The organism is Archangium sp. Cb G35 (assembly GCF_001896145.1).
Lineage (GTDB): Bacteria > Myxococcota > Myxococcia > Myxococcales > Myxococcaceae > Archangium > Archangium violaceum.
In genome coordinates, this window is record NZ_MPOI01000010.1 from 458,658 (window position 1) to 472,397 (window position 13,740).

The following is a 13,740-nucleotide window of genomic DNA, read 5'->3' on the forward strand; positions in this document are numbered from 1 at the left end:
CCGGGTCGGATAGCCTCCCGCGCCCATGCTCGAGCTCCCTCCCCTTCCCTCCTCACTCCACGCCTGGCACGAGCGCCTCGAGTCCGCCGCCGCGCCCTGCCTCCTCTTCTCCGCCCGGGACGCGGAGGACCCGGACATGCCCGGGTGCCGCTACGGAGGACACCCGCTCGTCCCACCGGGCACGCAGTGGCCCCGCTCGCCTCGCGGGCTGCTCGTCTTCGTGGGCCAGCTCGATTTCGCCGAGCTCGCCGCGTGCCGGGGCGAGGCCCTGCCCCACCTGCCCAAGGACGGCGTCCTCGCTCTCTTCTACGACGCCCAGGAGCAACGCTGGGGGAACGACCCCAAGGACAGCCAGTACTGGAAGCTCCTGTGGACACCGAGCCGCGACGAGGCCGTGCCCCTCGCGCCCCCCCGGGAATTGGAGGACGCCGGCATGGCCTTCGATCTGCCCCTGCGGTTGGAGCCCCGGCTCGGCGTCTGCCTGCCGGACCCGGGGGACAGCCGCGCGCCCCTGCCCGCGGACGAATGGGGCCAGGAGCAGGCGGATGACTACGCCGTGCTGCGCGAGCGGCTCACCGGCGGCGAGCACGCCCACCAGGTGGAGGGCCATCCCTGGTGGATACAGAACGACGCCCGCCTGGAGGCCCAGCTCGTCTCCCATGGGCTGTATTGCGGCGGCTCGCGCGGCTACGGCTCCCCCGAGGCGCGCAAGCTCGAGCCCGGTGCCTCCTCCTGGCGACTGCTGTGGCAGATCGGCTCGGATGACCAGACCGGCTTCACCTGGGGGGACGCGGGCAACCTCTACCTCCTCATCCGCGAGCAGGATCTACGCGCCTGCCGGTTCGACCGAGCCTGGCTAGGCCTGCAATGCAGGTAAGGTCCGGCGGCTCTACCCAGGAAGGCGGTTTACTCCTGGAAAAATCCAGCGTCGTTGTCTTGGCGACTCCATGGGTCACGGTGTAGGACCGGACTTATGGAAGCTCCTGCCCCTGCCCCCGTCCCCGAGCTCACCCCCCTCACCACCAACAACACCAGGCCCATCCCCCGGTTTCCGGGCGGCTTCCTCCAGGGGAACCTCTCCGAGTTCCGGCACCAGCGGCTGAAGCTGTTCCGGGACCTCAAGGAGACCTGCGGGGAGATCGGCACCATCCGCCTTGGTCCGGTCTCCACCCACGTCGTCACCTCCGGGAGCATCGCGCACACGCTCCTGCACGGCCACGCCAACGACGTGGATGGCGGGCCCCTGGTGAAGACCTTCACCCCGCTCGTGGGCGAGAGCAGCCTCGTGCTGCTCCACGGGCCCCAGCACCGCAAGCAGCGCAAGCTGCTGGCACCGAGCTTCCAGCGCGAGCAGCTCGCCCACTTCACGCAGACCATGGTGCGCTACACCCTGGATGCCATCGACGGCTGGCGCGACGGACAGACGTTCGACGTCCACGACGAGATGGCCCGCCTGACGATGCGCATCATCGGCAAGACGCTCTTCGACGTGGACTACCGCCACGAGACGAACGAGCTGCTCGGCGCCATGGGACAGGCCCTGGAGCACATCGAGTACCTCACCTCGAGCCTCGTGCGGATTCCCCTCTCCTGGCCGACGCCGCGCAACAAGCGCGTCCGCGAGGCCCTGCGCACCATCGACACGACCTTCCGCGAGATGATCCGCCAGCGGCGCGTGGACCATGCGCAGCGCAAGGACATGCTGTCCTCGCTCGTGCGGGTGCGCGACGAGGAGGGCCAGCCCATCGGCGAGGATCAGCTCCACGACGATCTCATGACCATCTACTCCGGGCATGAGTCGACCGCGCTCTCGCTGGGGTGGACGTGGTACCTGCTGGCGCGCCATCCCGAGGTGCTCGCCCGCGTGCGCCAGGAGGTGGACACCGTGCTGGGCGGACGCCCGCCGGCCTTCGAGGACCTGCCCCACCTGCGCTACACGCTCCAGGTCATCAAGGAGTCGCTGCGGCTCTACCCCGTCATCTTCATGCTCGCCCGCGCGCCCACGAAGGACCTGGAGGTCGCGGGGTACCGTCTTCCCAAGGGGCAGATGGTCCTCATGCCGCCCTACATCATCCACCGCGATGAGAAGTTCTTCCCGGATCCGGAGCGCTTCGATCCCGACCGCTTCCAGCCGGAGCGCGAGAAGCAGCTGCCGCGCTACGCGTACTTCCCCTTCGGCGCGGGCCCGCACACCTGCATCGGCAACCACTTCGCCCTGATGGAGAAGCAGCTCATCGTCGCGACCATGGTGCAGCGGCTGGACGTCACCCTGGTGGACAGCGAAGAGCTGGCCCCCGAGGTGCTCACGGTGACGCTGCGCCCCTCGCACCTGAAGATGCGGGTGGAGCACCGCAAGGACGCCCCCGTGAGCCGGGTGGCGTAGAGCACCACCCGGGACGAGGCCCGGGGCACCCGCCTGGAGTGCCCCGCGAGTGCCCCGCCGGCCTCAGGTGCCGCGCTCCTTCGACTTGCGCTGGTCGAGCATCAGCATCGCGGCCAGCTCGAAGATGGTGTCGATGCGGTCCACGCGGTACAGCTCCTTGGCGATCCAGCACTTCACCTTGGTCTCGGGGCGCGCGAAGGGCCGGTAGTTCTGCAACATCCACGCGAAGGCCCGGTCCAGCGCCAGGGTGATGCCCTGGTGGGTGACGCCCTGACGCTCCAGGTAGGCGAGCATCAGCACCGCGTAGGCCGTCTCCGTCAGGTTGGTGGGGCCATTGGTGCTCCAGCCGCCGTCGCGGTTCTGGCACACGAGCACGGCCTCGACGGCCTCGCGCAGCGCCTCCACGTGCGGGGAGCCGACGAGCGCGATGGCCGCGTGGCCCGTCGTGTACAGCCAGGAGCGGTTCCACTTGTCCACCGTCCAGCGCCCATCCGCGTCCTGGCGATCCAGCAGGAAGCGCTGGAAGGGCGCCACGTCCCGGCCCATCACCATCAGGGCGTGGATGCAGCGGGCCGTCACCGTGGGCGAGGGATGCATCTCCCCCGCGTAGGCGACGAAGTGATCGTCCTTCTGGAAGCGGTAGAGGATGGACAGGTCCACCGGGAGACCGAACTCGTGCAGGAGCAGCACGGCCGCCGCCGTGTTGTCCCCGTCCTGCAGGAAGTGGTCACTCATGGCGATGCCCTTGGGGCCCAGGGCCGTGGCCAGCTCCCGGACGACGGGCATCACCACGCCCTCGAGGCGCGGATCCTTGAGCACGCCGGCGATCTGCAGAGCGTAGAGCGAGAAGAGCTGCTCGTAGCGATCGAACGGGTAGATGGTGGAGGTGACGCCGGGAATCCCCATCTCGCACGCGCGCTCGGCGTTGGCCAGGTACCTGCGGGCGCGCTGCGCGGTCTCCTCCAGCTCCGGCCGGCCCGAGGCGGCCTTCACCCACGCCGCCGTCGCCGCCGGGCTGTGGCTGAGGCCTCCCGAGGCGTCGATGAGCCACGGCTCGGGCTCGGTGCCGGTGATCTCCCAGACATGGTTCCAGGGCATGCCCTGCACCTTCGGCAGCTTCGCGACGGACTGACGCTTGCGCTCGCCGAACTCCATCAACTTGCCGTAGGGCCTGCGGGGGATGTGCATCTCCCCGGCCGCGTCGAGCTGGTTGAGCAGGCCGGGCAGGACGATCTCCCCACCCACGGGCAGGTCATCCTTGGCCATGGTGGCCCACAGCGCCGCCTGTTTGCGCAGGAAGGACACGCCCTCCTGGATGGCGGCGCGGGTTCCCTGGCGGCGCCCGTACTCGCGCAGCGCGAGGACGGCGGCCAGGGTGGGAATGTCCCGGTGCAACGGCATGGCCGGGTCTCCCCAACCCCCGTCCGGGTGCTGCTGGGACAACAGCCACTCCACCGCGGACCAGCCGCCCTCCGCGGGAGGCAGCGTCAGCAGTATCTGCGCCGTGTCGTAGACGGAAGGGCTCATCAGCCCGCCCTTCGCGCCCAGGGAAGACACCAGCGAGTGCAGCTCCGCCAACAAGACATCCTGGATGCGTTTCATCAGACCTCTTCGGACGAGCTGGACTCGGGGTGGTGGAACTCGCGCTGCATGTAGAACATCCGGCTGAAGTGGCCCGTCGCCACCAGCGTCCTTCCCCAGGGACGCAGCGGCTCGGGGAGCCGTCCGGCGACGTCCGCGAGCGATGCGAGGTGCTCGCCGGAGCGCTTCACCGCCTCGCGCTCGGCCTCCGCCTCGGACATGCCCGCCGCGCACAGCAGGGTCAGGCTGTTGACCTTCCCCTCGGCGCGCTCGCGCTCCAGGCTGCGCACGTCATTCATCCACCGGCCCAGCAGCGCCATGTCCGACAGGGCCTGCTCGACGAGTGGCTCCTGGAGGGGATCCGCCGCGAAGTCCGGCCCGAGCACCACGAGCGCCGCGCTGTGGTACATGGGCGCGCCACACGTCCACCGCGACACGTCCAGGTAGTGCTCCAGCGTGGGCAGCGCGCCCTCGCGCTGGTGGCGGCGCTTGTCGTGCAGCTCCGTCAGGTGACCGGAGCACATGCGCCGGAAGTGCTCCTGCCACAGCGCCAGGAAGCGCCCCGCGCCCGGAGCCGCGTGCAACTGCCTCGCCACGTCCTGCACCGCGCCGCCCACGACGCTGGCCTCGTCCGTCCCCGCCCACTCCTGGGAGTCCGGAGCGCGCACCGTCTCCACGTAGCGCTCGAGCACGCGCTGCATCTCCGCGTCGTCCAGCGAGCCGATCTCCCCGTCCGCGATGTCATCCACGGCGAACACCAGGAGCCCCGCCTTGGCGATGAGCAGGTGTTGCTCGATCGTGACATCCGGGTGCCCCGCCACACTACCCAACGTGGCGGGTTTGAGCCGCGAGGCCATGACGGCCGGGAAGCGCTCCCGCCAGGCCATCAGCGACGGCAACAACTCCTTCACCCGCGCCTGAATGCGCTCCAGGTGCTCCTTCGGAATACCCGGGGACTGAGCCTCGGCGTACTGGTTCTTCAGCTCCCGAACGACTCCGAAATGACGGCCTTCCGAACTGCGTGTGCTCATGGGCCTCCAGGATGAGGCAATCCGCCCCACCGTGCTACCAGTGGGAATGGACTTCTACCATGATTTCACAAGTCGAGTATCGCGGATGACCCACCACTGGGACAAAACTGACCCAGGTGTTAAAATGTGGGCTTCATACCCCCATCAATCCTACTCCGGCGTCAACCATCTCACGACACTGAGAAGTAGTGTGCCTGGGGGTGGTGGAAGACGAGGGCGGAGACGCTGGCCTCGGGCTCCATCATGCAGCCGTCGGTGAGCTGGACGCCGATGTCCTCGGGGCGCAGAGCCTGGAAGAGGAGCGTCTGGTCCTCGAGGCGGGGGCAGGCGGGATAGCCGAAGGAGTAGCGCTTGCCCTGGTACTCGGCGCGGAAGCGCTCGAGCATCGTCATGTCCGGCTTGTCCGGAAAGCCCCACATGCTGCGCAGCTGGGTGTGGAGCATCTCGGCGTAGGCCTCGGCCGTCTCCAGCGCGAGCGCCTGCACGGCGTGCATCTTCAGGAACTCGCCCTTGGCCTTGTACTCCTCGCTCAGCTCGCGGATGCCCTGGCCGGCCGTCACGACGAACATGGCCAGGTTGTCGCGGGGCGCGCCGTTCTCCAGCGGCTGGACGAAGTCGGCCAGGCACAGCCCGTCCGGCTTCTCCTGGCGCGGCAGCTCGAAGACCACGGACGGCTGCCCCGTCTCACCGTCGAAGAGGTGGAGGCGGTTGCCCTCGCCGCCCACCTTGAAGAAGCGGAACACGGCCTTGGCCTGCATGCGCCCGCCGCGCAGCGAGCCCTTGATGAGCTCCACCTGCTCCTTGAGCGCGAGCGCCTTGCGGCCCTCCTCCGTCTTGGCCAGCTCGGCCTCTGCGGGGGTGCCCAGCGCGCGCGAGGCCGTGCGCAGACCCAGGTGGCGCCCGTAGAGCATCACCGGGTTGATGAAGCGCCAGATGGTGTCCAGCGGGGTGTTCGTCAGCACGTGCCGCGTGTAGTCCGGCGCGGGCGGCACCTGCTCCAGGATGGAGACCTCCTTGCTGCGCGCGGCCACCACGGGAGCGGTGGCCTTGGGCCGGTCCTTGTCCTGCTGCGCCAGCTTCGTGCGGCGCTCGGCCAGCTCGCCCTTGAGCTTCTCGTGGGCCGTCGGGTCGACGATCTGCTTGGCCAGCTCCAGGCCGCTCATGGCGTCCTGGGCGTACGCCACCGTGCCGCCCCCGTAGGCCGGGGCGATGTTGCGGTCCACGAAGTTGCGGCTCAGCGCGGCGCCGCCCACCAGGATGGGCACGTCCACGCCCTGGCGCTTGAGGTCCTCCGCCGTGGCCACCATCTGGTGCGCGCTCTTCACCAGCAGGCCGCTCAGACCGAGGATGTCCGGGCCGTGCTCGCGCACCGCCTGCACGAGCTGCTCGGGCGGCACCTTGATGCCCAGGTTCACCACCTGGAAGCCGTTGTTGGCGAGGATGATCTCCACCAGGTTCTTGCCGATGTCGTGCACGTCGCCCTTCACCGTGGCGAGCACGATCTTCCCGCGGCTGGCCGCCTGGGCCTTGCTCATCCTCGGCTCCAGGTAGCTCACCGCGGCCTTCATCGACTCGGCGCTCTGGAGCACCTCGGCGACAATCAGCTCGTTGGCGCCGAAGAGCCGGCCCACCTCGTCCATGCCCTTCATCAGCGGGCCGTTGATGATCTCCAGCGGGGCGTACTTCTCCAGCGCCAGATCCAGGTCCGCGTGGAGGCCGTCACGGCTGCCCTCGATGATGTAGCGCTGCAGCCGCTCCTCCAGCGGCAGCGTGCTCACGTCCGCCTTCTTCGGCTTGCGCTCGCGGAAGTGCGCGGCGAAGGGCGTGATGGGGTCCGCACCCCGGTTGTAGAGCAGGTCCTCGGACAGCTGGCGCTCCTCGGGAGGCAGCGACGGGTAGCGCTCGAGCTTCTCCGAGTTGACGAGCGCCATGTCCAGGCCCGCTTGGACGCAGTGGTAGAGGAACACCGAGTTGAGCACCTCGCGGCCGGCGGTGGGCAGGCCGAAGGACACGTTGGAGATGCCCAGCACCGTCTTGCACTGGGGGAAGCGCTGCTTGATGAGGCGCACGCCCTCGATGGTCTCCACCGCGCTGCCCGTGTACTGCGCGTCGCCCGAGGCGCACGGGAAGACGAGCGGATCGAAGTACAGGTCCTCCGCCTTCATGCCGTACTTGCCGGTGAGCAGCGCGAAGGAGCGCTCGGCCACCTCCAGCTTGCGCTGGCGGGTGACGGCCATGCCCTGCTCGTCGATGCAGCCCACCACCAGCGCCGCGCCGAACTCGCGCGCCAGCGGCACCACCTTCTCGAAGCGCTCCTCGCCATCCTCCAGGTTGACGGAGTTGATGATGGCCTTGCCCTGCGAGTACGTGAGCGACATGGCGAGCACGCGCTCGTCCGTGGAGTCGATCATCAGGGGCACGCGCACCTTCTTGACGACCACCTCCAGGAAGCGGCGCATGTCCTCGAGCTCGTCCCGGTCCGGGTTGGCCAGGCAGATGTCGATGACCTGCGCGCCCCGCTTCACCTGGGCCCGGGCGATCTCCGAGGCGTCCTCGAGCTGCCCCGCGACGATGAGCTCCTTGAACTTCTTGCTGCCGATGACGTTGGTGCGCTCGCCGACGATGACGGGGCGCTCCTCGTTACGGATCTCCAGGAAGTCCACGCCGGAGAGCGTGGAGCGCGGCGGCGGGATCTGGCGGCGGGGCGTGAGGCCCTTCACCGCCTCGGCGATGGCCTTCACGTGGCCGGTGTGCGTGCCACAACAGCCTCCCACCACGTTGAGCCAGCCCTGGTCACAGAAGCGGCGCAGCGAGCGCGCCAGCATCTCGGGCGACTCCAGGTAGTGCCCGTTCTCGTCCGGCAGGCCCGCGTTGGGCACGCACGACACGGCGAAGGGACTCGTGGCGGCCAGCGAGCGGATGTGGTCCGTCATGAACTCGGGGCCGGTGGCGCAGTTGAGGCCCAGGTAGAGCAACTCCACGTGCTCCAGCGAGACCGCCAGCGCCTCCACGGACTGGCCGGCCAGCATGGTGCCCATGGGCTCGATGGTGCCGGACACCGCCACCGGCAGCTTCCACCCCATCTTGCGGAAGGCCCGCTCGCACCCGAGCAGCGCCGCCTTCACGTTGCGCGTGTCCTGGCACGTTTCAATGAGCAGGTAGTCCGAGCCGCCCAGCGCGAGCCCCTCCGCCTGCACGGCGAAGTTGTCCACCAGCTCCTCGAAGGTGATGCCACCCGTCACGCTGATGGCCTTGGTGGTGGGGCCGATGGAGCCCGCCACCCAGCGCATCCGCCCGTCCTTCGCCTCGGCGGCCTCGGCGGCCTGGAGCGCCAGCTTCGAGGCGGCGATGTTGATCTCCATCGCCTTGTGCGACAGGCCGAACTCGCCCAGCACCACCGGCGTGCCGCCGAAGCTGTCCGTCTCCGTCACGTCCGCGCCCGCGGCGAAGTAGGTGGCGTGGATGCCCTGGATGACGTCCGGCCGGGTGAGGACGAGGTTCTCGTTGCAGCCCTCGTACTCGGCGCCGCCGAAGTCCGCGGCCTTGAGGTTCTGGTTCTGCAGGAGCGTGCCCATGGCGCCATCCAGCACCAGCACGCGCTCGCGCAGGGCGGCCCGCAGGGCCTCCACGCGGCGGCCGTGCTGCCCCGGAGGAGGAGGAAGGGGGGCGGGAAGATGGCTGCTCATGACTGTTTGACTCCGGTAAGGAGGAAGACGCGGAAGGGACTCGCCCCCTCGCGTGCATGCGTTTCGCGCGTGAGGGCGCCAAAGCCCACCTCGCGCAGGGAAGCCTCGAGCGTCTCTGGCGCGAAGCCGAGGTGCCGGTGACCCAACCGCTCCAGCACCCACCGCTCGTCGTGGGGCATCAACTCCAACAACACCAGCTTGCCCCCGGGCTTGAGGATACGAGCGGCCTCCGACAACACCGCCGGCGGGGACTCCATGTGGTGGAGGCTCTGGGAGATGACCACCAGGTCGCGCTGGCCCGGGGGCAGCGACAGCCGGTGCAGATCCTCGCGCAGGAAGCTGATGTTGGTGCGGCCCTCGCGGGCGGCGCGCTCGCGGGCCTTGGCCAGCGCGGCCTCGCTCTGGTCGATGGCCCACACCCGCGAGGCCCACCGGGCGATGGCCACCGAGAGCACCCCCGTGCCGCACCCGAAGTCCGCCACGTCCAGCGCCGGCAGCAGCGAGGCCAGCGCCCCCGCCCACAGGAACCAGGACTGGCCGGGCTCCAGCAGCCGCTCGTTGAGGGCCTGCCGGTCCTCGCGCTGGCGCAGGAGGTCCTCCAGGCGGGCCAGGTCTCCTTCCTCATCGGCGGCCTCGCGGGCCAGACGGATGAGGGGCCAGCGCGCGTCCTGGGGCTCCAGCGCGAGCGAGTAGTAGGTGAAGCCCGCTTGCCGCTCCTCGCGGATGAGCCCGAGCCCCTTGAGCTTGCCCAGGTGGTGGGACACCGAGGACTGCGCCACCCCCACCAGGGACACCAACTCCGACACGTTCAGCGGAGCCCGCGCCATGAGCCGCAGGATGCGCAAGCGTGTCGGGTCACCCAGGGCCCGGAAGGATTGGGACAGCTCTTCCATATCGGTGAATCAACATACGTCGATGCGACGCGGAAGGCCAGGGAAGTTCGTGGGGGCGACGCGACGCGTTGCCATGTGGGGAAGCGTCGTCTAGAGACGGCCCCCATATGGCCGCCCCCACCCTGAACCAGCTTCTCGAAGGCAAACGTTTCGGACTCGTCCTCTCCGCCGGGTACTTCGGCTTCTATGGACATGCCGGCTTCCTCAAGGGGCTGGCGGCCACGGGGTTGAAGCCCTCCGCGTATGCCGGGACGAGCGCCGGGGGCCTGGTGGCCGCGTATGCCGCCGCGGGGGCGAGCGTGCAGACCATCGAGGAGCTGGTCCTCAAGCAGACGCGGCAGGCGTTCTGGGATCCGGATCCGATCGGAGCGGTGCTCAACGGGTTTCCGAGCGAGGGCCACGGGGCCACGGGCCTGCTCAAGGGCGAGCGCTTCCGCCGGCTGCTGGAGGACACGCTGCCGGTGCACGGCTTCGAGGAGCTGCCGCACCCGCTGCTGCTGGTGAGCGCCAACCTCACGCAGGGCACGCACGAGGTGTTCACCACGGGCGAGCTGGCGCCGAGGGTGCACGCGACGTGCGCCTACCCGGGCCTGTTCCGCGCGGTGCGGTTGGGACGGGACCTGTATTGGGACGGGGGCCTGGTGGACAAGGCGCCCGCGCTGGCGATGCGGGACAGCGCCTTCGGGAAGGACCTGGACGCCATCCTCGTGCACTACCTGCCGAGCCGGACGCGCAAGATGCTGGGCGGCCCCATGGCGTACGCGCAGGGGATCGCCGCGGGCTCGGCGGCGCTGAGGCAGGACCACTTCCGGTTGCAGTTGTCGCTGCTGAAGGAGCGCAACGTCCCTGTCTACGTGGTGGTGTCCAACCTGCCGCCGGTGTCGCCGTCACAGATGGAGCGCGGCTTCGACGCCCTGCACCAGGCGAAGCTCAGCGCCGAGCGCGCCATCGCCCGGCCTCCCGTGCCCTTCGAGCAGGCGTGAGGTGAAACAAGGCCCGGCGTGCCTCGAGCCCGTCAGCGCGTTGACAATTAGGTCATCTGACCTAATATTCATCCCATGCACTCTGAGACACAGGAAGTCATCGCGCGGGACACGCTCCGGTATGACCCGGAGGGGGCCGTAGTGCTCGTCGGCGGGTACGGGGTCGTTGGCGCCGAGGTGGCCCGCATGATCCGGGCCCGGCATCCCTCGCTGCCGCTGAAGCTGGCCGGACGGACGCCCTCCCGGGGCAGCGCCCTGGCAAAGGACGTGGGAGCAACGCTCCAGGCGGTGGATCTCTCCGGCCCGGCGCCGCTCGACTTCTCCGCGCGCGCCGTCGTCGCCCTGGTGAATGATCCGATGGATCGCCTGCTGCGCGCGAGCATGCGCGCTGGCATTCCCTACGTGGACATCACCCGCTGGACGGCGCGCGTCCAACAGGCGCTGGCGTGGATGGCGGTGGAGCCGCCCCGAGCCGCCGTCGTGCTCGCTTCCGGGTGGATGGGAGGACTCGTCCCGCTGGTCGGCGCGGCGCTGGCGCGGGAGCTGGGGGGCGCCTCCTCCATCGACACCGCCATCCTCTACGACCTGGCCGATCGCGCGGGCGAGGACTCCATCGAGTTCATGGACCGCATGCACGTCGCCTTCGAGGTGATGGAGGACGGACAGCGCCAGGTGGTGGAGCCGCTGTCCGGAGCGCGCCGGGTACGGTTCGAGGACCGCGCGCGCCGGGTGGTCCGGATCGACACGCCCGAGCAGCTCACGCTGCCGATGGTGCTCGGGGCCCGGACGGTGTCCACGCGCATCGGGTTCAGCGACGAATCGGCCACGATCGCGTTCCAGGTGCTCCAGGGGATGGGGCTCTTCCACCTGCTCCGGGGGGAGCGCTTCCGGAACCTGCGCCGCGCCCTGCTGCGAGGCTCTGGCCAGGGAGGACGGGCCGTGCTCCGCGTGGACGTCTCCCGGGGTGGGGAGTCGCGCTCGGCCACGCTGGTGGATGCACGGGGACAGGCCCACCTGACCGCCGCGGGAGCCACCCTCGCGCTGGAGCGTGCACTCGGATTGGATGGAGACGCGCCCCCGCGTGGCGTTGTCTTCCCGGAGCAATCGGGGTCACCCGGACGGGTGCTCGAGGCGCTGCGCTCCCTGGGAGTGGAGCTCGAGGTGCGGGGCGGCGCGGACGCGGAGAGGCGGGCGGCATGAGCACGCGCGGTGCCTCCCCCAAGGGGCAGGAGCGGAGCGAGGCCATCCTCGACGCGGCGGAGCGGCTGCTCGTGGACGAGGGGCACGCGGCCCTCAGCCTGCGAGGAGTGGCCCAGCGTGCCGGCATCCGGCTGGGCAACCTCCAGTACTACTTCGCCACCCGCGAGGAGCTGGTCCGGGCCCTGCTCGCGCGCATCCTGGAGCGGGCCACGGCGCAAATCGAGGAACGGATGGGCGCGGCGGATAGCCCGGCCCGGGCGCTCGACACGGCGCTGGAGTCCCTGCTGGAGGACCAGAAGGACCCCGCCAGCTACCGGCTCTTCTACGACTTGTGGGCGCTGGCGGCTCGGGAGCCCACCATCGCCACGGAGCTTCGAGCCTTCTACGCGCGCTACATTGGCGCGGTGGCGGAGCGGCTGGGCCTCGCCGCCCCGGAACTGCCCCGCGCCGAGGTCCACGCGCGAGCGGAGCTCCTGGTGGCCATGATGGAGGGGCTCTCGCTCTTCCGCTCCGGGACGCTGGGCGCGCCCGACAGGAAGGTCGAGGCCGAGCTGCGGCGGGTGAGCACCTGGCTCACCACGAAGAGCGAGCCCACACCGCCCGCTCCGAGCCGGAAGAAGGGCCCTCAGCGGCCGTAGCGGCGGTGGTCCACCATCAGGCAGCGGTCCTGCACCACCTTGATGCCTGCCCGGGCCAGCTTCTCGGCCGCCGCGTCGTTGCGGATGCCGGACTGGAACCAGACGGCCTTGGGCTTCTTGGCGAGGATGTCCTCCACGTGCTGGTCGATGTCCTGCGGCCGCCGGAAGACATCCACGAGGTCGAGGTCGCCCGGGATGTCCACCAGCCGCCGGAACACCGGCTTGCCGAGGATGTGCGTCACGTCCGGGTAGTAGACGGGCACCGGCACCACGTCCACGCCCGCATCGGCGAGATACTGCGGCACGTAGAAGGCCGGCTGGCCCTGCTGCTGCTCCGTCTTGATGCCCAGCACCGCCACGCGCTTGCTGCCCTGCACCACCGCGCGGATGCCCGCCTCGTCCTCGATGAGATTCTGCTCGTAGCCCATCACCGCTCCTCCTCGGGCGCCCGCGCTGACTCCAGCTGCGAACGGGCTGCCCACGTCCAGGTTTCTCCGTCCAACGTCGCCCGCAAGGTGAGCCCGCGCCGCACCGGGATGAAACGGCCTCTTCCGAGCAACTGTTCTCCCTCGCACTGAACCCCCGGCGTCAGCTCCGGGTTCCCCGCCTGGCTCAACGCCTCGAGCACCTGGGGAGAGGCGTCCGCTCCGGGGGCCTCCAGGCAGCGCAGCGAGAACAACATCGCCTCACCGTGCTCGGTGGTCACCGTCCCGGAGAAGGCGCGCTCCAGGAGGTACGTCACCTCACGCCCGCCCAGGGGGACCGTGCCCACCACGTAGGAACGCGCTCCCGGCTCCCAGGAGCGTCCATAGAGGCCGCCGTACTTCAGGTCCCACTCGCTCCGCGTGCGCGCCTCCAGTGCATCCGGGGCGAAGAAGCCCTCCAGCGGAGAGACGTCCTGCCCCGCCGGGGCCACTGCCGCGAGCGCCGCCAGCGCGGCCTCCGGCGCCACCATCCCCAAGTAGGTTCCGTCACTCGCGAGCCGCACGCGCAGAACGAAGCGCGTGAGGACATCATCCACCAGGGTCTCCACCGGAGCGCCGTCGCGCGAGTAGCGCGCCTGCGTCACCCGCTGTGTGAGAAGCCAGCCGTTTTGCTCCGGAGTGAAGCGCGTGACGGTGGTCAACTCCGCGTCCTGCGTGCCCGGGGCGCCGCTGCGTCCCACGGAACTCTTCAGCGACTCGGTAAGGACCGCGTCATCGGGAGGACGGAACTCGAGCCGTGGGAAAGGCGGAGCACCTGACTTCGGCACCAACGAGGGAACGTTGCGGCTGCACGCGCTGGCCAGGGCCACGAGGAGCAGCAGGAAGCTCGAACGGAGAAGGCGCATGACGCCGCGCACGCT

At 69.8% G+C, this 13,740-nt stretch carries 11 protein-coding genes; 5 read left to right on the top strand and 6 right to left on the bottom strand.

The window, feature by feature from the left end; genetic code table 11:
* Nucleotides 1-25: 25 nt before the first annotated feature.
* Nucleotides 26-877 carry a YwqG family protein gene (locus BO221_RS30210; RefSeq protein ID WP_073564244.1) on the top strand — a complete coding sequence of 284 codons (852 nt, stop codon included), beginning with the start codon at nucleotides 26-28 and terminating at the stop codon, nucleotides 875-877.
* A gap of 96 nt (nucleotides 878-973) precedes the next feature.
* A complete protein-coding gene (locus BO221_RS30215; protein ID WP_073564246.1) occupies nucleotides 974-2,383 on the top strand; it encodes a cytochrome P450 in 1,410 nt (469 codons plus the stop codon).
* A 63-nt stretch (nucleotides 2,384-2,446) separates the two neighbouring features.
* On the opposite strand, the gene BO221_RS30220 is transcribed toward BO221_RS30215, so the two are convergent.
* From BO221_RS30220 to BO221_RS30235, 4 genes are all read right to left on the bottom strand, one after another.
* Nucleotides 2,447-3,985, bottom strand: coding sequence for a prenyltransferase/squalene oxidase repeat-containing protein (locus tag BO221_RS30220; protein ID WP_073564248.1), 1,539 nt, complete (start codon nucleotides 3,983-3,985; stop codon nucleotides 2,447-2,449).
* Nucleotides 3,985-4,995: a terpene synthase family protein gene (locus BO221_RS30225; RefSeq protein WP_073564250.1), complete on the bottom strand. Its 1,011-nt coding sequence runs from the start codon at nucleotides 4,993-4,995 to the stop codon at nucleotides 3,985-3,987. Before BO221_RS30225 ends, BO221_RS30220 begins: the two co-directional genes overlap by 1 nt.
* 170 nt (nucleotides 4,996-5,165) lie before the next feature.
* Entirely contained in the window at nucleotides 5,166-8,681 is a 3,516-nt protein-coding gene (metH, locus tag BO221_RS30230) for a methionine synthase (RefSeq protein WP_073564252.1), read from the bottom strand.
* Nucleotides 8,678-9,574, bottom strand: a complete 897-nt coding sequence (locus BO221_RS30235; protein ID WP_073564254.1) for a metalloregulator ArsR/SmtB family transcription factor — start codon at nucleotides 9,572-9,574, stop codon at nucleotides 8,678-8,680. The genes metH and BO221_RS30235 overlap by 4 nt, the downstream gene beginning before the upstream one ends.
* Nucleotides 9,575-9,681: 107 nt before the next feature.
* Between BO221_RS30235 and BO221_RS30240 the strand changes: the two genes are divergently transcribed.
* The 3 genes from BO221_RS30240 (at nucleotide 9,682) to BO221_RS30250 (ending at nucleotide 12,395) form a co-directional block, all read left to right on the top strand.
* Nucleotides 9,682-10,557 carry a patatin-like phospholipase family protein gene (locus BO221_RS30240; protein WP_083681562.1) on the top strand — a complete coding sequence of 292 codons (876 nt, stop codon included), beginning with the start codon at nucleotides 9,682-9,684 and terminating at the stop codon, nucleotides 10,555-10,557.
* 75 nt (nucleotides 10,558-10,632) lie between these two features.
* Nucleotides 10,633-11,757, top strand: coding sequence for a saccharopine dehydrogenase family protein (locus tag BO221_RS30245; protein ID WP_198956209.1), 1,125 nt, complete (start codon nucleotides 10,633-10,635; stop codon nucleotides 11,755-11,757).
* On the top strand, nucleotides 11,754-12,395 hold the full coding sequence (locus tag BO221_RS30250) for a TetR/AcrR family transcriptional regulator (protein ID WP_073564266.1): 642 nt from the start codon (nucleotides 11,754-11,756) through the stop codon (nucleotides 12,393-12,395). The genes BO221_RS30245 and BO221_RS30250 overlap by 4 nt, the downstream gene beginning before the upstream one ends.
* On the opposite strand, the gene BO221_RS30255 is transcribed toward BO221_RS30250, so the two are convergent.
* Nucleotides 12,383-12,823 carry a CoA-binding protein gene (locus tag BO221_RS30255; RefSeq protein WP_073564268.1) on the bottom strand — a complete coding sequence of 147 codons (441 nt, stop codon included), beginning with the start codon at nucleotides 12,821-12,823 and terminating at the stop codon, nucleotides 12,383-12,385. The two genes, BO221_RS30250 and BO221_RS30255, sit on opposite strands and share 13 nt — an antisense overlap.
* Nucleotides 12,823-13,725: a hypothetical protein gene (locus BO221_RS30260; protein WP_073564402.1), complete on the bottom strand. Its 903-nt coding sequence runs from the start codon at nucleotides 13,723-13,725 to the stop codon at nucleotides 12,823-12,825. Before BO221_RS30260 ends, BO221_RS30255 begins: the two co-directional genes overlap by 1 nt.
* Nucleotides 13,726-13,740 lie beyond the last annotated feature (15 nt).